Below are 18,822 nucleotides of genomic sequence, written 5' to 3'. Positions count from 1 at the left end.
CACAGCCAGGTCGGCTCAGCGGTTGGACGCCTTCTTCACGAACTTGCCCAGGTCCTTCGACTGCTGCACCCGCGACGGTTCGTTCACGTACATCATGTGCCCGGCCGGGTAGTAAGCGGTGTCGATGTTCTCCCGCAGTTCTTCGGGAATCTTGAGCTGCGAGAGCACGTACTCGGACGCGTAGTACGCCGTCGCGCCGTCGTAATGCCCGAACGCGACGTGGACCTGCAGATGCGGGTTCGACCGCATCGCCGCGCTCAAGGTGTCCACAACGGACACTGAACGGCCCTCGAACTCCTTGTACGACCAAGCCTTGAACACGTCGGTGGACAGGATCTCGTACGGCAGGTCGTTCTCGTAGCCCAGTTCGGCGCGCACGTAGTGGTTGAACCCGGCCGAGTAAGCGCCGATGACCCGCGACACCGACGGGTCGTCGCTCATGTGCTCGACGCCGCCGTCCGGCTCCCAGGTGGTGAACCGGCCGTCCATCCGGCCGACGGTCTTTCCCTGGTCGCGCAGCAGTTCGGTGAAGAACCGGACGTGCTCGATCCGCAGGTTCACCCGGTCCACATAGGACTCGCTGAGTCCGGTGAGCGAAGCGAGCGTCTGCACCGCCTCGGTCCGGTCCTGAGTGGACAGCCGCGCGCCGCGGGAAAGCGCCCAGGGCAGTTCCTTGGAGGCGAAGTCCTCGGCGTCGGCGAGCACGTCGTCGAGCGGGCGTTCGCCATGGCGGCCGTGGTAGTGCGCGATCGCCGCGTACGTCGGCAGGTACAGCGAGTACGGCAGGTCGTTGCCCTCGTCGAAGCGCAGCGTGCCGAGGTCCAAAACGGACGAGATGAGCATCAAGCCGTTGAGGTACAGGCCGTAGCGATCCTGCAGGTGCCCGGCGAGCGCGGCGGCGCGCAGCGTGCCGTACGACTCTCCGGCCAGGAACTTCGGCGACAGCCAGCGCTCGTTGCGCGAAACCCACAGCCGGATGATCTCCGCGATCGATTCGACGTCGCCCTGGAATCCGGTGTACGGCTGGGATTCGCCGCCCTCGGTCACCCGCGAGTAGCCGGTCTGAACCGGGTCGATGAACACCAGGTCGCTGTGCGCGAGCAGGCTTTCCGGGTTGTCCTCGAGCCCGTACGGCGGCGGCACCGGGTCGTCGACGTCGCCCGACAGCACCCGGCGCGGTCCGAGCAGGCCCATGTGGAGCCAGATGCTGGAGGAACCGGGGCCGCCGTTGAAGGCGAAGGTGACCGGCCGCGAGCCGGGGTCGGCGTCGTCGAGGGTGTAGGCGGTGAGGAAGACCTCGGCCTTGGCCTGGTGGCCCTCGGACTTGCCGTCCTTCTTGACCTCTTGGCGGAGCACGATCCGGCCGGTCTGGGCGGTGTAGGCGAGCTTGCGCCGCTTGACGGTGAGGGTGTGCTGCGTCGTGACGAGGTCGTCGACGGGCTCGGCCGCCTTCGTCTCCTCGTCCTTGGTCTTCTCGGCGGTCTCGTCCGCGGTGGTGTCGGCCATGGCCCCAACCTATCCCGCGTTACCGTGGCAGCACACCGACGCGGAGGAGATCGATGCGCACGTTCGCCGGCCTCGACGCGCAGCTGGTGCGGTGCCGGGCCTGCCCGCGGCTGGTCGAATGGCGCGAGGGCGTGGCCGGGACGAAGGCCGCCTTCGCGGGCGAGGAGTACTGGGCGCGGCCGGTTCCCGGTTTCGGCGCGGAAGACGCCGCGCTGGCCGTGGTCGGGCTCGCGCCGTCCGCGCACGGGGCCAACCGCACCGGGCGGATGTTCACCGGCGATCCGTCGGGCGACTTTCTCTTTCGCGTGCTGTACGAGGTCGGTCTCGCGTCGCAGCCGGTGTCGACGGCCATCGGCGACGGGCTCACGCTGCGCGGCACCCGGCTCGTCTCGCCGGTCCGCTGCGCGCCGCCGGAGAACCGGCCGACCCCCGCCGAACGGGACGCCTGCCGGCACTGGCTGGCCGGCGAACTGGACCTGCTCCGGCCGACCCTGCGGGCGATCGTCGTGCTCGGGGCGTTCGGCTGGCAGGCGTTGCTGCCCGTGCTGTCCGCCGCGGGCTGGCCGGTGCCGAAACCGCGTCCGGCCTTCGCGCACGGCGCCCGTTTGCAGCTCGGCGACCTAGCGGTGTTCGGCTGCTACCACGTGTCACCGCGCAATGTCCAGACCGGTCGTGTGACACAGCCCATGGTGGTGACCGCGTTCACCGCCGCGGCCTCGGCGGCCGGGCTCATCTGAATCGTGACAACCAGCGTGGCGATGCTGGTCACAGCGGGGTGGGGTACCCGAGCGGAGCCGCTTCGGAAGTGCGACTATAGGTACATGGCTGCTGCGAAGTCGGAACCGACTCGGATCCTCGTCCTCGGTGGTGGATACGTCGGCCTGTACACCGCGTACGGGCTTCAGAAGATGCTGCGTGCCAACGAGGCCTCCGTGACCGTCGTTGACCCGCAGCCGCACATGACCTATGCCCCGTTCCTGCCCGAGGCGGCGGCCGGCGCGATCGAGCCGCGGCACGTGGTCGTGCCGCTGCGCCGCGTGCTGAAGCGCTGCCACGTGCTGACCGCGCGGGTCACGAAGATCGAGAACGAGCGCAAGGCCGTCACGGTCGAGGCGGCCGACGGCCACATCGAGACGCTGAACTACGACGTGCTCGTGGTCGCGCTCGGCGCCGTCGCGCGGATCCTGCCGATCCCCGGCCTCGCCGAGGAGGGCATCGCCTTCAAGACCATCGGCGAAGCGATCTACCTGCGCAACCACATCATGACCAAGCTGGACGAGGCCGCCAGCACGCTCGACCCCGAGCTGCGCAAGCGCCTGCTCACGTTCACCGTGGTCGGCGGCGGGTTCGCGGGCATCGAGGCGCTGGCCGAACTCGAGGACATGACCCGCTTCGCGGTCGAGAACTACTACCCGAACATCAAGCCGGCGGACATCCGCTGGGTGATGGTCGAGGCGGCCGGGCGGATCCTGCCCGAGGTGCGCGAGACGCTGGGCGTGTACACGGTGCAGCAGCTGGAGAAGCGCGGCATCGAGGTCTACCTGTCGACCGCGGCGAAGTCGTTCGAAAACGGCCACGTCGTGCTCTCGGACGGCACCGAGTTCGACACCGACACGATCATCTGGACCGCGGGCGTGAAGGCCAACCCGGTCCTCGCGGGCTCGGACCTGCCGCTCGACAAGCGCGGCCGCGTCGAGGCCACCGCGGCGATGCAGGTGGTCGGCCACCCGGACGTCTGGACCGCGGGCGACAACGCGGCCATCCCGGACCTGTCGCGCACCGAGCAGGACCCGACGGCGACCTGCCCGCCGAACGCCCAGCACGCGGTCCGCCAGGCCCGCCTGCTGGCGAAGAACATCATCAAGGTGATCCGCGGCGGACAGCCGAAGGACTACTTCCACAAGAACCTGGGCGCGGTCGCGAGCCTCGGCCTGCACAAGGGCGTGGCGGACGCGCTGAACCTGAAGATCAAGGGCTTCCCCGCGTGGCTGTTCCACCGCGCGTACCACCTCAAGGCGATGCCGACGTGGAACCGCAAGATCCGCATCCTGTTCGACTGGATGCTCGGGGGCCTGTTCCGCCGGGAGGTCATCTCGCTGGGGCAGATCAACAACCCGAAGGAAGAGTTCAACCGGGCCAGCAAGGGCTGAGTGGTTTTGTGGTGAGGCCGGGTCGTCTTCGGGCGGCCCGGCTTTGTCGTGTCTTGGGGCGGGTTCGCTAGGGTGGGTGGGCCCCCGTAGCCCAATTGGCAGAGGCAGTCGACTTAAAATCGACCCAGTGCGGGTTCGAGACCCGTCGGGGGCACCGTTATCGCTGGTCGAGGCGAGTCTCGAGCTAGATTGCCCCGGGTAACTCCCTGGAATTGCCGAAGCCCGGGGGTCCGTCGTCGGTCAGCCACCGCTCGGTCGGAAGCGGGACCGGTCCCGCGCAGGTCGTCGAGACTGGCCGGCATGGCGATTCCAGCACCGTTACGGCAGGCTGTCTCTCGGGTTGTACCGCGAATTCTGCTCGCGGCTGCGCTCTTGCCCGGCTTTGGATGCCTGATCACCGGGATCGGCCAGCGGAGCGATGTCGACAATGCCTACCGGATCGAGTTCGGGCATGAGGGCGACACCTGTACCGAGTCCGGTCCCCTGTACTTGAGCGTGGACACCGGCGAAGCGATGGCCTGCACGGCTTACCCGCAGTTCCCGTCCGGCGGCACGACGACGCTGCCCGGGTTCACCCCCGCGCAGAACGGCGAGATCGGGGACCTGGTCAAACAACTCGCCGGGGGCGGGTTGAGCGAGGTTGAGCAGCGGCGGATCCAGGACCGGGTCGACGAGATCGCGGCGACGGTGCCCGAGTCGGAGCGGCCTTATCACTACACGGGGTTGTGGGGGACCGGGCTGGCGTTGCTTGGCGGCGCGATTGTGGTCGTGAGCCTGCTGCTTTTCGGCTTTGTGCGCAGGCCGCTGCGGTCGTGGCTCTTGGGCCGCTAAGGGACAAGACCCACATCAGTGCTGATCCGCCCGTGCTCCAACGCGATCACCCTCTGCGCCCGCCGCACCGTCGCCGGACGGTGCGCGATGACCAGCAATGCGCACTCCCCGGCGACCTGGTCCAGCGTCCGCGCGAAAGCGGCTTCGTTCGCCGCGTCTAGTTGGGAGGTTGGCTCATCGAGCAATAGCAGCTCAGGTCGGGCCAGGAGGGCTCGGGCGATGGCCAGTCGTTGGCGTTGCCCGCCCGAAAGCATGCCGCCGTGTTCGCCTGCGGGGGTTTCCAAGCCGGCGGGGAGGCGGTCGACGAACTCGGTCAGGTTGGTTTTCGCCAGGACGTCGCGGATTTGCTCGTCGGTCGCGTCGGGAGCGGCGTAGGTGAGATTGTCGCGCAGGGTGCCGTGCAGGATTGGGGTTGTTTGTTCTACCAGGCCGATTCGCTGGCGGCATTCCGCGATGGACGGCTGGTGTCCGTTGAACAGAATGGTTCCGCGATCTGGTTCGTAGAAACGCTCGATCAGCGCGAGGATGGTGGACTTTCCGGCTCCGGAAGGGCCGACCAGTGCGACGTGGCCTCGGCGCGGCACGGTGAAGGAGACGCCGCGCAGCACGGGGCGGTCGGGGTGGTAGCTGAACCAGACGTCGCGCAATTCCAGTACTGGCGCGGAAGCCACGGAGACACGAGAGAGGGGCGTAGCGTCGGTTTCGGTGGGGAGCTGGGTCATGTCGTGGACTCGCTGGAATGCGGCCAGTCCTTTTTGGATGGTGGCGGCTACCTCGAACAAACCCGCGCTCGGGACGGCGATGTAGCTGACGTAGAGCAGGAAAGCCACGAGTTCGGCGAGGGTGAGACTGCCGTTCGCGACCTGGATTCCGCCGGCGACCAGTACTGCGATGAGGGCGCCGTGGGCGGAGAGGGTCACGGCAGGCGCGGCGATGGAATTCAACCGCGCGGCGCGGACGTTGTCCTGATAGGTCGTGCGGGCATAGTGGCCGATGCGGTCGGTTTCCCGGTCTTCCGCGCGCGTGGCGCGGATCGTGCGGATGGCGCTGAGCGCTCGTTCCAGTTCCGCGGCCATCAGGCCTAGGCTGTCCTGTGCGTTCTCCGTGGCGTTTCTGATGCGCGCCAACACAAACAGCGTGACGCCGCCCACGCCGCCGACGATGACTGCCACGATGCCGAACAGCAGTGGGCTCAGCCAGAGCATGGCGACGGCGCCGCCGACGACCACGAAGCTGCCGGTCAGCATTTCGACCAGGTCGTAGGCGAGGGTGTCGCGCAGCAGGGTCGTGTCGGCGGTGGTTCGGGACAGCAGGTCGCCGATTCGGTGTTGGTCGTAGAGGCGCATGGGAAGCCGCAAAAGGTGGCTGACCAGGCGGACTCGCAGGCCCAGCACGACGCCTTCGCCGGAGCGTTCCAGCCAGTAGCGGCCGACGGTGTCCGCGACGGCCTCGGCGGCGAAGACGGCGATGAGGGCGACCAGCAGCCAGCCGATCGCGCGGTCTGTTCCGACGGCGTCGATGGTCTGCATGGCCAGCATTGGTTGCAGCAGACCAAGTCCGGCACCGATGAGGGTGAACAGCAGGGCGACGGCGATGTTTCTCCGGTGCCCGCGGGTGGCGGCGAACAGGTGGCGCAGGCCGACCCGGGTACGGACCGGCTCTTCGGTCGCCGAAGGAGTGGACTTAGCGGCGGTGACGGTCATGCGGGCGGTCCTCGGCCGTGAGGGGAGCAACGGTCAGCAGCGGAGCGAAATAGCCCGGCGGATGGATTTCGTCGACTGCCCGGCCGTCGGCTTCGACCCACGCGTGGGCGCTGAAAGGCTGCGTACGTACGCCGGTGCACCACGTCGGCCAAGTACCGTGCGCGCGGCACAGCAGCGCGGTGGCAACGGAACGGAGCAGACAGCCGTCGCCCGCGCAGCGCAGGCTGATCGCGACGACTGATCGACGCGCGGTGCGGGCCTCTTCGAAGGTGGCGGGCCGGGCGCCCCGGCGGACGAAGGTCAGGATCGCGCAGAGGTGCTTGGGGGAGAGCGCGTTCAGCAGCGTCGAGAGGCCGACTGCCAGCAGCGGAAGGATCTTCCGGTGCAGCGGAAGGCGAATGCGATGGGGTACCACGGACGGCTGGCTCACGACGCCTCGACCAGTCCGGCGGCGAGCAGGCTGTCGGTCATCGCGCTGATGTCGGCTCGCACCTTGGCGGCGTCGATGTCGTATCTGGCGGCGAGGTCGGCGGCGATCCGGTCGGCGGGTTCGCCCGCCAGCAGGCGGTCGAGGGTGTGCGCGCCGGTTCGGTTGACCTGCCAGTAGCTTCCGGTGCGTTTGTTGAGCAGGACCGAGCCGTCCGGGGTGTCGGTGAGCGCGGTGTCAGGGTGCAGGTGCATGAGTCCTCCGGTCGGTCGCTGGCCGGGCGTCGGCGATCGCGCGCAGCCACATCTCGCAGCCGAGCGCGGTTTCCAGGTGCGCTTCCCACTCGTCGTCCATCCGGGGTTCGAGCAGGCACGACCGGAGCACGTCGAGGTCGAGCAGGCCGCGCGCGGCCAAGGCGGAGTCGGCGAAGTAGTCGAGCAGGTCGGGTACGTGCCGGTGCGCCTCGGCATCGTCGTCGTCCTGGTAGTTGCCCTTGGTGGTGCGGTCGAGGATGACGTCCGGGACGAGCCCGCGCATCGCGGTGGCGAGCAGCGGTTTGTACCGCCATGGCGTGAAGCGGTCGGAAGTCCGGACCGCGAGCGCGGCTTCGACGACCCGGTCGTCCAGGTACGGGAGGTCGAGCGGCACGCCGCAATCGAGGTACTCGCGCTGGATTTGCTGGCACAGCGGGCCCGCGGCGCGCAGGCTGGTGAGCGCTTCGTGCTGACCGCGGTCGTCGGCGAGGGGCTCGGCCTCGTCGGCGATCGCGTACAGGACCCGGCGGGTCGTCGCGAGCGCGTCCGCGGTGGCCCACGGCGAGGCCCGGACCGCGTCGGCCCAGCCCAGTTCCGGGGTGCCCGGCCGGGGCAGCGGGTCGGTGAGGTGGTCGGCCGACTCCCGCCACCAGTCGCCCCAGCTCTGCCTGCTGGCGAGATCGGCGAGGGTGCGCCGCCACGACCATCGGCCGAGACTGCGGTAGACCCGGAGCTGGCGCAGGCCGGTGAGCGGGCGACGGCGGATCAGGGTGTGCAGATAGCTGGCCGAGGCGGTGAAGACCTCGTCCCCGCCGTGCCCGGCCAGGTGCAGGCCGGAACCGTGCTCGGCGAGCATGCGGACGCAGTGGGCGGAGCCGTTCAGCCCCCGGGTCATCGTCCACGGCGCTTCGAGATCGGACGTCGCATAGGGCGGTGCGAACAACGCGGGCGCGCTGCCTTCGGACATTTCCAGGTGCTCTACACCGGGGAGCAGCCGGGCCGCCTCGGCGGCGAAGATCGGATCGTCGTTGGCGACGCTGCCTCCGGTCCACCGGAAGGTGAACAGGTCGGGATTCTGCTCGACGGCGAGGAAACACAGCGTCGTCGAGTCCATTCCGCCGGAGAGGTCCAGCGACAACCGGCCCGTGGCGGGCCGCCGCTCCGTGACCGATTCGCGCAGCGCCGCGCGGACGGCGGGAGCGCCCTTCTGGATCGGCAGGACCGGGTCCGGCGGGCGCCACCAGCGCACCGTGCGGGCGGTTCCGTCGTCGGCCAGCACGATCGAGGAGTCCGGCGGCACCGAATGCACTGTGCGCCACCAGCTTTTCTCGATCAGCGGGGGAAGCAGCTGCATTTCCGTCAGGTGCGCGGCGAGGAGATCCTCGTCCAGGTCCGCTCCGGTCATCTCGGCCAGCAGGTCGGCGCGGGTGCTCGCGACCGGGGTGGCGTCGATCCGGGTGTGGAAGGCGCGGCGCAGGTTCGTGAGCGTGCCCTGCAGCCGGACCTGCCCGTTCACCGACGCGATGAGATGCGCGCTGCCAGGCAGGACGCGGGCGAGCGTGTCCGCGTCGGCCACGGTCCGCAGGCGGGCGGTGTAGGCGGTCAGCCGCTCGACCGGCATCGGGCAGAACCCGAACACGGCGACGCGCGCCCGGCCCGCGATGGCCACCCGGATTTCTCCCGGAGCCCAGCGGCCGGCCAGCCAAGGCCGCCCGGAGGAATGGAACAGGACACTCGGCCGCTGGTAAGGAACTCGCGGCAGCAGCGCGGCGCCGCCCGGCGAGTCGGGGAGGACGACAAGGCTGCTCGGCTCTGCGTTCATCGGACCACCGACCGGGATCGATTCGAACGACGGGAGGACGAACGTGGCTGAAGGCCCGTTGGCTCGGCCTTTGGCGACGTCAGGGTCAGTGCGGGGCTGACAGGTGCTGTCCGCGAGATGACCGGGTGCTCAGTGGCGGCGGCGACGTCCGCGGTGGCGGTGGTCGCGCCAGATGCCGTCAATGCGGCGAGTGTCGGTCGCGAAGCGGCCAGCGGAGGATGCGGCTGGGGCTCGGTAGCGTTCGGGAAGGGTTTTCACGGTGACCAGTCCTCTGCTCAACATTTGGTGCCGCGTGAGCGGGCTGACGCTCTCCGGCAACGTCAGGCCAGTCGGTGACAGGTGCTGTCTGAATGCCCGCGTCTGCGGGAGAGAAGGCGCCCGAAGAAGATGCTGTCGAGCGCGCCCCGGCCGAAGCGGCGGGTGTCGGTCGCGAAACGGCCGGCGGGGGACGCGGTGGGGGCTTGGTAGCGTTCGGGGAGGGTTTTCACGGGAACCAGTCCTCTGCTCAACTCTTCGGATGCCGAGCGACGGGCTGACGAACGTGGCTGAAGACCGGCTGACTCGATCCCCAGCCACGTCAGGTCAGCTCAGCGGGTGGTGAAACCCCGCGTGTTCAGTGCGTTCAGCGGCGACGACGACGTGCGCGGTGGTGATGGTCGCGCGGGCCGCGGCGGAGCCGCCGGGTGTCGGTCGCGAAGCAGCCGACGGAGGAGGCCTCAGGGGCCTGATAGCGCTCGGGAAGGGTCTTCACGGAAACCAGTCCTCCTCTGTGCTCTCTTTCTGCTGTCATTTCTTATGGGTTCGATAGCGATCGCTGATGAACTGTTCCGATGCGCGAAGTTCTCCGCCTGGAACACGCTAGCAGGGCCGCCGGGTGCTGACACTCGGGCGTTCAGTCGAATCAGTTGGGCCGACGGCGAAGTTCGCTTTGTTTTTGATGAAGAATATGCGGAACAGTGCAGCTAACCTGGTTGTAAGGTTTCCGGAGAAATACTTCTGGGTGCGTACTGAATTCCCGGAAGGAGATTTCGCCGGTGCCGCGGTGCGTTCAGGGAATGGCGAGCGCGCCGGGAGCGTCGGCCGGGACCGCGGGATGCCGCGGGGGCACTGGATCGATGCGTTCGTAGCGCGCGCCGAGCGGCGGGCGCCGGTCTTCCTCGCCGCGGTTGGGCCAGAAGGACATCGCGCGTTCGGCTTGGGCGGTGATCGTCAGGGACGGGTTGACGCCCAGGTTCGCCGAGATCGCCGAACCGTCGACGACGTGCAGCCCGGGGTGGCCGTGGACGCGCTGGTACGGGTCGAGGACGCCGCCCGCCGGATCGTCGGAAATCGCGCAGCCGCCGATGAAATGCGCGGTCATCGGGATGTTCAGGATCTCGCCGGTGGTGCCGCCCGCGATGCCGTCGATTTTGTCCGCGACGCGGCGGGCGGCGTCGTTTCCGGCGGGGATCCACGTGGGATTCGGTTCGCCGTGGCCGGGCGCGGATGTCAGTTTGTGCCGTCCGGTGCGGGTTCGTTTGCCGGAGACGGTGATGGAATTGTCCAGCGTTTGCATCACCAGCAGGATGATGGTGCGTTCGGACCAGCGGCGCGGCGAGAACCAGGTGAAGTTGCGCGGATTCCGGGCGAACGCGCCGAGCCAGGTCAGCCAGCGCGGGACGGACTTTCCGCCGTCGGTGAGCGCGGTTTGCAGCAGCGACATCGCATTGCTGCCCTTGCCGTAGCGGCACGGTTCGATGTGCGTGTGCGCGTCGGGGTGGATCGACGAGGTGATCGCGACGCCGTGGGTGAAGTCGACGTCCTTGCGTTTCGATTTCGCGCCGAGGATGGATTCCGAGTTGGTCCGGGTCAATCGGCCGAGGCTGGCGGAAATTCGGGGCAGTGCACCGGTTTCGCGGGCTCGGTGGAGCAGTTTTTGCGTGTTGTAGGTGCCCGCGCTGAAGATGACGTCGCGGGCGAAGAAGGTGCGCACGTTTTTGCCGCGGCGAGGCGACTTTCCGGTGCGGACCGCGGTGACGGTGTAGCCGCCGTCTGCTGGGCGGACGTCGAGCACTGTGGTCATCGGGATGACATTCGCGCCGCGTTGTTCGGCCAGGTAGAGATAGTTGCGGTCCAAGGTGTTTTTGGCTCCGACGCGGCAACCGGTCATACAGGACCCGCATTCGGTGCAGGTTCGGCGGGCTGGTCCGGCGCCGCCGAAGAACGGGTCTGGCACGACAGTTCCGGCGGGAGTGTCCTTGTCGCCGAAGAAAACGCCGACCGGCGTGAGCTGGAAGGACGAGCCGACGCCCAGGTCGTCGGCGACTTCCCGGAGCACCTCGTCCGCGGTGGTGACGGTGGGGTTCTGGGTGACGCCGAGCATCCGGCGGGCCTGGTCGTAGTGCGGTTTCAGTTCGGCTTGCCAGTCGGTGACGTGCGCCCACTGCGGGTCCGCGAAAAACGGCGCGGGCGGTTCGTAGAGAGTGTTGGCGTAATTGAGGGAACCGCCGCCGACGCCCGCGCCGCCGAGGATGACGACGTCCCGGAGCAGGTGGATGCGCTGGATGCCGTAGCAGCCGAGACGCGGCGCCCAGAGGAAATTCCGGACGTCCCAAGAGGTTTTGGGCAGCGTCTCTTCGGTACGGCGCGGCCCGGCTTCCAGCACGGTGACGCGGTAGCCCTTTTCGGACAGTCGCAGTGCGCTCACGGAACCGCCGAAACCGGAGCCGATCACGAGGACGTCGGTCTCTTCGCGGGGTGGAGTCATCGGGTCCTCGCCTCGGGTCTGGGGACGCCGCCGGACGGCGATTGGGCACCGTCCGGCGACGTTCCCCGCAGTCTTCGCCTCAGGTCAGGCGCGCGCATCGGTCTGTGGACCGGGAGGTCGGGACCCGACTGGTCCCGCAGCACAAATTCAGTCGACCGGCCGGAGGACGGCGGGACCCAGCAGGCGGCATGCCAGCAGCGCCACCTCGACGTCGATCCGCCCCTCGGACAGCGGACGGCCGCGTTCCTGCTCGGCCTTGCGGAGCCGGTACTGGATGGTGTTCTTGTGCAGGTGCAGCTCCTGCGCGGCGACCATCAGGCTGCTCCCGCTGGACAGATACGCCCAGACCGTCTCGCGCATCCGGTGGTGTCCCTCGTCGTCGTCGGCCAGCGCGCCGAGCACCGACTGGACCCAGCCCGCGACCGCCGACGGATCGGCCGCGACCAGCGCCAACGGCCCGAGCTGCGCCGCCGCGGTGACCGGTCGCGGTTGGGAGCGCTCGGTCATCTGCGCGACGGCTTCGGCTTGCCGGGCCTGCTGGTGGGTGGTGCGGAAGCCGGCCAGTCCGCTCGCCGGATCGCCGAGCGCGACGCGGACCGGGTCGGGTGAGCCGGCGAGCGCGGCGGACACCGCGTCGAGGTCGAGGCTCGCCGTCGGGAACCAGGCCCAGACGGTCGAGGCATCCGGGGCCACGACCAGCGGAGTGGTGCCGAGGGCGGTCGCGAGCAGGGCGGCGTGGCGTTCGAGGGTGGTCAGACGCGCGCTTTCGTCCAGCTCAGGGCCACACCACAGCACCGCGCCGACGTGTCGGTCCGACAGCGCGTAGCCGAGGGTTTTCTCGACGTCGGCAGTGTCGATGGGCTTGCCGGACAACGCTGCTTGCACCTTCGCGAGCCGGGCCGCGTTGCGGTGGCGCAGCCAGGTGTCGCGTTCCGCCTGGTAAGCCTCGACGACCTCCTCGGAGATCTTGTCGATGTAGGTGAACGCGACCTGCGACAAGTCGGTGGCGGCGGCCGAGATCTCCGCGGTCGGGGCCGGTTCGGCCGCGATCCGGGTGATCATTTCCTGCTGGAAGGAGGCCTGGCCGAGCCGGTACGCGCGCAGCATCGCGGTGATCGGCACCCGGCGCTGCGCCAGCCGCCGCGCGAACTCCAGCGCGGCCGGCGGCGCACCGACTTCGTCGGGATTCGTCGCGCCGCTCAGCACGCCGAGCGCGGCGACGAGGTTTTCCCGGACCGAGCTTTCCAGCAGCTCCCCGGCCTGCGCGTCCGGCGCGAGCACCGGGACCGCCTCGGCGATCTCCTCCACGATCCGCGCGCAGAGCAGCGCGAGCTCGGCCAGGACCGAGTCCGCGACCTTGGCCAGCGTGGCGGCAGCCGTCGACGTCACAGGCAGCACCGTACGCCCGGTTCGTGCCCGGGACCCAACGCAGCCGGGCGTTTCGGTTTCGCGCACAGTGTCCCGCCGCTCGCGGATCCCTACCTTCGGGAAAACGACAGACCGCGTGGAGGCCGCCATGAAGAAGTACCGCCTCGCCGGAGCTCACGGCGAGACCGCCTGGCACGACCGGAAGCGGCACTTGTGGCTGCTCGGGCTGGTGGTGCCGCTGCTGCCGTTCGCCGCGATCGGGCTGCACGCCGCGACCGGATCCGACGCCGTGCTGTGGCTCGGACCGCTCGTCGTGCTCGTCCTCGTGCCGCTGATCGACCTCGTCGCCGGCTACGACCACACCAATCCGCCGGACGAGGTGATGGAGGCCCTGGAGGAGGATCGCTACTACCGCTGGATCACCTACCTGTTCCTGCCGTTGCAATACGCCGGTTTCATCGCGGGCGCGTGGATGCTGGCGCGCGGTGATTTGTCCGTCGGCGGCAAGATCGGCCTCGCGATCACGCTGGGCACCGTCGCCGGCATCGCGATCAACACCGCGCACGAACTCGGCCACAAACGGGAAGACACCGAACGCTGGGCGGCGAAAATCGCGCTGGCGCAGTGTTTCTACGGGCATTTCTACATCGAGCACAACCGCGGGCACCACGTCCGCGTCGCCACTCCGGAGGACCCGGCGTCGAGCCGGATGGGTGAGAGCTTTTACCGGTTCTGGCCGCGTACGGTCTTCGGTTCGCTGCGCAGTGCCTGGGGTGTCGAGCGGAAACGGTACGCCCGCAAGCAAAGCCATCCGTTCCACCTCGGCAATGACGTGCTCAACGCGTGGCTGATGAGCGTCGTGCTGTGGGGCGGCCTGATCGCCTGGCTGGGCGTCGGGATCCTGCCGTATCTGGTGGTGCAGGCGGTGTTCGGATTCTCGCTGCTGGAAATCGTGAATTACATGGAGCACTACGGGATGCTGCGCAAGCAGGTCACGCATGGTTCGAAGACGCGGTACGAACGGGTCACTCCGGCGCATTCCTGGAATTCCAACAATGTCGCGACGAATGTCCTGCTGTACCACTTGCAGCGGCACAGCGATCACCACGCGAACCCGACGCGCCGGTTCCAGACTTTGCGCGACTTCAAGGAAAGCCCCGTTCTGCCGACCGGCTACACCGGGATGATGGTCGTCGCGCTGGTCCCGGCGTGGTTCCGGAAGGTGATGGACCCGCGGGTCTACCGGCATTTCGACGGCGACATCCGGCAGGCGAACGTGCAGCCGGGCAAACTGACGTCGCTGCTGAAGAAATACCCGGTGGTCGCTGCTGCGGTGGAACAACCCGCCGCGGACACCCGGCCGAAGCTGGCCGACGACGTGGACGCCGCGCGCTGCCCCGGCTGCGGCTACGTCTACCGCGTCGCGGAAGGCAACGAGCTGGAGGGCTTCGCCGCCGGGACGCCGTGGTCGGAGATCCCGGACGACTGGACGTGCCCCGATTGCGGCGTGCGCGACAAGGTCGACTTCGTGCCCGTGGTTCGGGAGGCAGCGTAATGAAGATCGTCGCGGACCACGGCAAATGCGAAGGCCTCGGGATGTGCGAGGCGATGGCCGACCAGTTCTTCGAGGTCGGGGACGACGGGTTGGTGCAAGTCCTCGACGAGACTCCGTCCGAGGCGGACCGGCAGTTCGTCGACGCGGCGGTGCAAGCGTGCCCGGTCGCCGCGTTGCGGTTGCAGGATTGAGGCCCGGTGGAGACGGAGCTGCTCGGGCGGGCGCGGTCTGGCGACCAGGCCGCGTTCGCCGTCATCTACCAGGAACACGCGCCGCCGGTCTTCCGCTACCTGCGGATGCGGGTGCCGACGGCGACCGTCGCCGAAGACCTGACGAGCGAGGCGTTCCTGCGCGCGTGGCGGAAACTGCCGGACTTCCGCCCGGACATCGGTTCGTTCACCGGGTGGCTGTACACGATCGCCGACAACCTCCTGCGCGACCACCGGAAATCGGCCCGCTACCGGCGTGAACTCCTCGACGGGAAAGACCACGACGGACCGGACGTCCGGGGCGGAGCCGACCGGCTCGCGCTGGCCCGGATCGAAGCCGCCGCGCTCCGGCGGTGCCTGGCCGGCCTCAGCGAACCGCAGCGCGAGTGCGTGCGGTTGCGGTTTTTCGCCGGGCTTTCCGTCGCCGAGGTCGCCGAAACGATGAACAAGAACCCCAACAGCGTCCGGGCGCTGCAGCACCGCGCGGTGCGCACGCTCGCGACGCTGCTGGCCGAGACCGAGAAGGCGTGACGCTGTTATGCATGGATTCCTGGAGATTTTCAAGATCATGGGACCGCTGCTGGTCCTGATGCTGTGCCCGATCTGGCTTCCGCTGCTGGGGATGGCGATCGGGAAGCTCTCGGATCTGTTCTCCGGAGGCGGCAAGCGGACCGAGCCCGTGCGTGCGCCTCGGCAGGTGCGCGCTGAACCGGCCGAGGCGGGGAGCCGCGTTTCGCGGTGAGCTATAGCCGGGCAAGCATGTCTCGGGCGGCAAAGAGCATTGGTCAGGCATTCCGGACTTTCTTAGCCTGACTGCGGGTCGAAGGTGCCGGACACCCGCTCAAAGGAGAGCCGCGATGACCGAATGCCAGCCTGTCACTGCTCAGCCGCCGTCCGGTCCGGTCATCGGCATCGACGACGGCGTCCTGCGGTTCCGCGGCGTGCGGTACGGCACCGCCGAGCGGTTCCAGCCGCCGCGACCGGTCCAGCCCCACCTGGAGGCGGTCGACGCCACGCTGCCGGGCCCGATCTGCCCGCAGCTCGGCTCTCGGCTGGAGGCGGCGATGGGCCCGCCGCGGGATGAGCCGCCCCAGTCGGAGGACTGTCTTCACCTCGCCGTCGCGACACCGGCGCTGACCGGATCGCGGCCGGTGCTCGTGTGGCTGCACGGCGGCGGCTTCCTGAGCGGCGGCGGGACGCTTCCCTGGTACGACGGCGGGCGGCTCGCCGCGGACGGCGACGTGGTCGTGGTGTCGGTCAACTACCGGCTGGGCGCGTTCGGCTACCTGGCCCACGACGGCGTCAGCGAGGGCAATCTTGGCTTGGCGGACCAGACTCTCGCGCTCGAATGGGTGCGCGACAACATCGCGGCGTTCGGCGGCGATCCGGGCAATATCACCCTCTTCGGCCAGTCCGCGGGCGCGCTTTCGACGCTCGCCTTGCTGGCCAAGCCCGACAGCCGTCCGCTCGTCCGGCGGGCGATCGTCCAGAGTTCTCCGGATCCCGCGATCATCCAGGATCGCGCGAAAGCACTGGAGATCGGCCGGTATTTCGTCGACGCGGTCGGCGGAGATCCGCTGACCGCTTCCGTCGAGCAGTTGCTTGCCGCGCAACTGCAGACTCTCCGGTGGAACGCCGCGAAGGATCCGACGTCGACCCGGCCGCCGTTCGGGATCGTCGACCTCGACGTGCGGCTGTCCGATCCGTTGCCGGACTTGATGATCGGATATACCGCGCAGGAGTGCGAGGCGTTCGCGATCGGAGTTCAGGACGAGGAGATCCGGCGGGCGATCGCGGACCAGACCGAGCCGCTTTTCGGTCGCCCGGCGCGTGACTTGGCACAGCGGTACGGCGCGTACTCCTACGAGTTCGCCTGGACTCCGGCAACCGGCGGCTACGGCGCGATCCATTGCCTGGAACTGCCTTTCCTGCTGGGCACCCCGGAATCCTGGCGGGGGAGCCCGATGCTGGGCGACACGAGCTGGGCCGAGGTAGAACGTCTCGGTGCGCAGATGCGCTTGTGGTGGACCGAATTCGCGCGGTCGGGTTCGCCTGGCCCGCGGACCGGCTTCCGGATCGGGAATTTCCCTCAGAAACTGGAGAACACGCCATGAGCAAGAGCATCCATTGGCCCGTAGTCATTCTCTGCTTCCTCGCTGTTCTCCTTGATGGTTTCGACACCGCCGCCCTGTCGTTCACGATTCCGACGCTGTCGCACGAATGGGCTTCCGCTCCCGCCGCCTTCACCTTGCCGTTGGTACTGACCAACATCGGCGTCGTCATGGGATACCTGGCGGCGGGTTACGTCGGCGCCCGGATGAAGGCGCGGTCGGTGGTGCTCACCGGCGTCCTGATCTTCGCGGGCGCGACGGTGCTGACCGCCGCGATCCTGCACCTGAAATCCATGCCGGTCTTCGCCGCGACCCGCCTGGTGACCGGACTCGGTCTCGGGCTGGTGCTGCCCGCCGGGGTTTCGCTCGCGACGAAACACAGCGCGGAGGGCCGCCGGGAGCTGGTTTCCGTGGCGGTGACCCTCGGCCTCGCTTCCGGGAGCAGCCTCGGCGGATTCTTCGGCGGCAAGCTGCTGCACAGCGTCGGGTCCGCCGGAGTCTTCTACGTCGCCGGGCTGGCTCCGTTGGTGCTGGCCGCCGTCATGGCGATGGTGCTGCCGACTAACGAGCCCGCGGTCGCGAGCACGGCGAAGCAGGAAGCCAAGGTGAGCAGGTTGTTCGGCCAGGGACTGCGCCTGCCGACCTCTCTCATCTGGGCGTTCTCGTTCCTGATCTTCATCACCGCGTACGTGCTGATCTCCTGGGTTCCGACGCTCCTCACCGGCTACGGTTTCGCCGCCGGGAAAGCCCCGCTGGGACTCGCGTTCCTCACCCTCGGCGGCATCGCGGGCGGTCTGGTGCTCATCCCGCTCGCCGCGCGGATCGGGATCGCTCGTGCGCTGATTCTGCTGCCCGCCATCGGGGCGGTGTGCATGGTTCTCGTCGCGACGGTGCCGGTCGGCGAGACTGTGCTGTTCCTGCTGCTGGCCGGGGCCGGTTTCGGGGTTACGGCGGGGCAGATCGGCCAGCTGACCCTCGCGGTCTCGATCTACCCCGCGAGCACTCGCACCACCGGCGTCGGCTGGGCCGCGGCGCTCGGGCGGATCGGGTCGATCGTCGGACCGGGCGTCGCGGGTTTGCTGCTTGCGCTGGCATTGTCGGCTCAAACGATCGTCCTGGCTACGGCCGTTCCCGTGCTGGTGGCAATCGCTTGCGCGGTCGGGTTGAGCCGGGTGCGGTCGCAGGCTAGGAGGGAGCGCGATGGCGCACTGGTTCGATCTCGGTGACGTCGCGGTCGTTCCGCTGATCGAGGACGACCGGCTGCTGATCGAGCCCGGGGAGTTCTTCCCGGGACTCGAGCCCGACCTCGGCGACTGGTACACGCGGGAGCCGTGGTTCGACCGTTCCTCGGGGAAGCTGGTCTTCGTCATCCAGTCGTTCCTCGTCTGTTCGGCCGACGAGGTGCTGGTGGTGGACGCGTGTGTCGGGGCGGGGAAGGACCGTCGGCGCGCGGAGTTCGATCAGCTGCCGGACCGATGGATGCAGCAGTTCCTCGCGACCGGGTTGCGGCCTTCGGACGTCGATGCGGTGGTGTTCACGCATCTGCACACCGATCACGTGGGCGCGGCGACTGCCCAGCTGGAACCGGTTTTCCCGGACGCCCCGCATTTCGTGGTCGAGGAGGAGTTCCGGTATTGGTCGAGCGAGGCTGGCGGGGAGGCCATGCGCCGGACTGGTGACTACCTGGCCGACAGCGTGCTGCCGATCGAGCGGGCCGGCCAGCTGAGCTTTGTGGCTCCGGATGCGGTGGTGGGCAAGCATGCTTCGCTGGCTCCCGCGGCCGGGCATACGCCGGGGAATGTGTGCGTGCGAGTCCGCGGCAGTGCGGGGACTGTCCTGCTGGCCGGGGACACGATGCATCACGGGGTGCAGGTTCGGCATCCGGAGTTGAGCACCCGGTATTGCGTTGATCCGCAAGCGGCGGCGCGGGTGCGGAGCCGTCTGCTGGAGGACGAGCTGGGCTCGGTTCTGCTTCCGACGCACTTTCCCGCGCCGTCAGCGGGCCGGGTCCGGCGTGGTCAGGACGGGTATGGGTTCGAGTTCGCTGACGACCTGCTCCGGGCCGGGCAGTTCCGCTACCGGGAGTGGTTGGCGTAGCTGGCCAAAGTCCGTGAGGGAACCCCTGAGGGAATCTGATTCC

The 18,822-nt window shown here is 68.7% G+C and carries 17 protein-coding genes and 1 tRNA gene; 11 read left to right on the top strand and 7 right to left on the bottom strand.

Going from position 1 to position 18,822, the window contains the following annotated elements; translation table 11 throughout:
• Window positions 1-15: 15 nt before the first annotated feature.
• Window positions 16-1,506, bottom strand: a complete 1,491-nt coding sequence (locus ACWDNU_RS14915; RefSeq protein ID WP_449669213.1) for a S10 family peptidase — start codon at window positions 1,504-1,506, stop codon at window positions 16-18.
• A 53-nt stretch (window positions 1,507-1,559) separates the two neighbouring features.
• On the opposite strand from ACWDNU_RS14915, the gene ACWDNU_RS14910 reads away from it, so the two are divergent.
• The 4 genes from ACWDNU_RS14910 to ACWDNU_RS14895 all read left to right on the top strand — a co-directional run bounded on the left by ACWDNU_RS14910 (window position 1,560) and on the right by ACWDNU_RS14895 (window position 4,487).
• Entirely contained in the window at window positions 1,560-2,243 is a 684-nt protein-coding gene (locus tag ACWDNU_RS14910; protein ID WP_449669212.1) for a uracil-DNA glycosylase, read from the top strand.
• Window positions 2,244-2,327: 84 nt separating this feature from the next.
• Window positions 2,328-3,656 carry an NAD(P)/FAD-dependent oxidoreductase gene (locus ACWDNU_RS14905; protein WP_043836597.1) on the top strand — a complete coding sequence of 443 codons (1,329 nt, stop codon included), beginning with the start codon at window positions 2,328-2,330 and terminating at the stop codon, window positions 3,654-3,656.
• An 80-nt stretch (window positions 3,657-3,736) separates the two neighbouring features.
• Window positions 3,737-3,810 (top strand) — tRNA-Leu (locus tag ACWDNU_RS14900).
• A 146-nt stretch (window positions 3,811-3,956) separates the two neighbouring features.
• The gene (locus ACWDNU_RS14895; RefSeq protein WP_370934120.1) at window positions 3,957-4,487 is read left to right on the top strand and encodes a hypothetical protein; all 531 of its coding nucleotides are present in this window, start codon (window positions 3,957-3,959) and stop codon (window positions 4,485-4,487) included.
• Here the strand turns inward: ACWDNU_RS14895 and ACWDNU_RS14890 are convergent.
• The 6 genes from ACWDNU_RS14890 to ACWDNU_RS14865 form a co-directional block, all read right to left on the bottom strand.
• Window positions 4,484-6,190 (bottom strand): ABC transporter ATP-binding protein, encoded by a 1,707-nt coding sequence (locus ACWDNU_RS14890; RefSeq protein WP_449669211.1) that lies wholly within the window; start codon window positions 6,188-6,190, stop codon window positions 4,484-4,486. The genes ACWDNU_RS14895 and ACWDNU_RS14890 overlap by 4 nt on opposite strands.
• Window positions 6,171-6,620 carry a lasso peptide biosynthesis B2 protein gene (locus ACWDNU_RS14885; RefSeq protein ID WP_449669210.1) on the bottom strand — a complete coding sequence of 150 codons (450 nt, stop codon included), beginning with the start codon at window positions 6,618-6,620 and terminating at the stop codon, window positions 6,171-6,173. The genes ACWDNU_RS14890 and ACWDNU_RS14885 overlap by 20 nt, the downstream gene beginning before the upstream one ends.
• Window positions 6,617-6,871, bottom strand: a complete 255-nt coding sequence (locus tag ACWDNU_RS14880; RefSeq protein WP_449669209.1) for a lasso peptide biosynthesis PqqD family chaperone — start codon at window positions 6,869-6,871, stop codon at window positions 6,617-6,619. Before ACWDNU_RS14880 ends, ACWDNU_RS14885 begins: the two co-directional genes overlap by 4 nt.
• The gene (locus ACWDNU_RS14875; protein ID WP_449669208.1) at window positions 6,855-8,693 is read right to left on the bottom strand and encodes an asparagine synthase-related protein; all 1,839 of its coding nucleotides are present in this window, start codon (window positions 8,691-8,693) and stop codon (window positions 6,855-6,857) included. The genes ACWDNU_RS14880 and ACWDNU_RS14875 overlap by 17 nt, the downstream gene beginning before the upstream one ends.
• A gap of 1,048 nt (window positions 8,694-9,741) precedes the next feature.
• Window positions 9,742-11,439, bottom strand: a complete 1,698-nt coding sequence (locus ACWDNU_RS14870) for a GMC oxidoreductase (RefSeq protein WP_449669207.1) — start codon at window positions 11,437-11,439, stop codon at window positions 9,742-9,744.
• 147 nt (window positions 11,440-11,586) lie between these two features.
• Complete coding sequence (locus ACWDNU_RS14865) at window positions 11,587-12,828, bottom strand: PucR family transcriptional regulator (RefSeq protein WP_449669206.1); 1,242 nt, start codon at window positions 12,826-12,828, stop codon at window positions 11,587-11,589.
• 127 nt (window positions 12,829-12,955) lie between these two features.
• On the opposite strand from ACWDNU_RS14865, the gene ACWDNU_RS14860 reads away from it, so the two are divergent.
• The 7 genes from ACWDNU_RS14860 to ACWDNU_RS14830 all read left to right on the top strand — a co-directional run bounded on the left by ACWDNU_RS14860 (window position 12,956) and on the right by ACWDNU_RS14830 (window position 18,779).
• A complete protein-coding gene (locus ACWDNU_RS14860; RefSeq protein ID WP_449669205.1) occupies window positions 12,956-14,362 on the top strand; it encodes a fatty acid desaturase in 1,407 nt (468 codons plus the stop codon).
• Window positions 14,362-14,553 (top strand): ferredoxin, encoded by a 192-nt coding sequence (locus tag ACWDNU_RS14855; RefSeq protein ID WP_370934128.1) that lies wholly within the window; start codon window positions 14,362-14,364, stop codon window positions 14,551-14,553. The genes ACWDNU_RS14860 and ACWDNU_RS14855 overlap by 1 nt, the downstream gene beginning before the upstream one ends.
• Window positions 14,554-14,559: 6 nt before the next feature.
• On the top strand, window positions 14,560-15,102 hold the full coding sequence (locus ACWDNU_RS14850) for an RNA polymerase sigma factor (protein WP_449669204.1): 543 nt from the start codon (window positions 14,560-14,562) through the stop codon (window positions 15,100-15,102).
• 7 nt (window positions 15,103-15,109) lie between these two features.
• Window positions 15,110-15,313 (top strand): hypothetical protein, encoded by a 204-nt coding sequence (locus tag ACWDNU_RS14845; protein WP_449669203.1) that lies wholly within the window; start codon window positions 15,110-15,112, stop codon window positions 15,311-15,313.
• Between the two features lie 115 nt (window positions 15,314-15,428).
• A complete protein-coding gene (locus tag ACWDNU_RS14840) occupies window positions 15,429-16,685 on the top strand; it encodes a carboxylesterase family protein (protein ID WP_449669202.1) in 1,257 nt (418 codons plus the stop codon).
• Window positions 16,682-17,908 carry an MFS transporter gene (locus tag ACWDNU_RS14835; RefSeq protein WP_449669201.1) on the top strand — a complete coding sequence of 409 codons (1,227 nt, stop codon included), beginning with the start codon at window positions 16,682-16,684 and terminating at the stop codon, window positions 17,906-17,908. Before ACWDNU_RS14840 ends, ACWDNU_RS14835 begins: the two co-directional genes overlap by 4 nt.
• Window positions 17,883-18,779, top strand: coding sequence for an MBL fold metallo-hydrolase (locus ACWDNU_RS14830; RefSeq protein ID WP_449669200.1), 897 nt, complete (start codon window positions 17,883-17,885; stop codon window positions 18,777-18,779). The genes ACWDNU_RS14835 and ACWDNU_RS14830 overlap by 26 nt, the downstream gene beginning before the upstream one ends.
• Window positions 18,780-18,822: the final 43 nt, after the last annotated feature.

The organism is Amycolatopsis sp. NPDC003676 (assembly GCF_053587275.1).
The sequence above is the reverse complement of the archived record's forward strand: the minus strand, read 5'-3'. Positions and strand labels throughout refer to the sequence as shown.

Excerpts from the sequence above, each read along its gene's own strand:
- ACWDNU_RS14915 (WP_449669213.1), bottom strand. The coding sequence starts at position 1,506 with ATGGCCGACACCACCGCGGACGAGACCGCCGAGAAGACCAAGGACGAG.
- ACWDNU_RS14910 (WP_449669212.1), top strand. The coding sequence starts at position 1,560 with ATGCGCACGTTCGCCGGCCTCGACGCGCAGCTGGTGCGGTGCCGGGCC.
- ACWDNU_RS14905 (WP_043836597.1), top strand. The coding sequence starts at position 2,328 with ATGGCTGCTGCGAAGTCGGAACCGACTCGGATCCTCGTCCTCGGTGGT.
- ACWDNU_RS14895 (WP_370934120.1), top strand. The coding sequence starts at position 3,957 with ATGGCGATTCCAGCACCGTTACGGCAGGCTGTCTCTCGGGTTGTACCG.
- ACWDNU_RS14890 (WP_449669211.1), bottom strand. The coding sequence starts at position 6,190 with ATGACCGTCACCGCCGCTAAGTCCACTCCTTCGGCGACCGAAGAGCCG.
- ACWDNU_RS14880 (WP_449669209.1), bottom strand. The coding sequence starts at position 6,871 with ATGCACCTGCACCCTGACACCGCGCTCACCGACACCCCGGACGGCTCG.
- ACWDNU_RS14875 (WP_449669208.1), bottom strand. The coding sequence starts at position 8,693 with ATGAACGCAGAGCCGAGCAGCCTTGTCGTCCTCCCCGACTCGCCGGGC.
- ACWDNU_RS14870 (WP_449669207.1), bottom strand. The coding sequence starts at position 11,439 with ATGACTCCACCCCGCGAAGAGACCGACGTCCTCGTGATCGGCTCCGGT.
- ACWDNU_RS14860 (WP_449669205.1), top strand. The coding sequence starts at position 12,956 with ATGAAGAAGTACCGCCTCGCCGGAGCTCACGGCGAGACCGCCTGGCAC.
- ACWDNU_RS14855 (WP_370934128.1), top strand. The coding sequence starts at position 14,362 with ATGAAGATCGTCGCGGACCACGGCAAATGCGAAGGCCTCGGGATGTGC.
- ACWDNU_RS14845 (WP_449669203.1), top strand. The coding sequence starts at position 15,110 with ATGCATGGATTCCTGGAGATTTTCAAGATCATGGGACCGCTGCTGGTC.
- ACWDNU_RS14840 (WP_449669202.1), top strand. The coding sequence starts at position 15,429 with ATGACCGAATGCCAGCCTGTCACTGCTCAGCCGCCGTCCGGTCCGGTC.
- ACWDNU_RS14835 (WP_449669201.1), top strand. The coding sequence starts at position 16,682 with ATGAGCAAGAGCATCCATTGGCCCGTAGTCATTCTCTGCTTCCTCGCT.
- ACWDNU_RS14830 (WP_449669200.1), top strand. The coding sequence starts at position 17,883 with ATGGCGCACTGGTTCGATCTCGGTGACGTCGCGGTCGTTCCGCTGATC.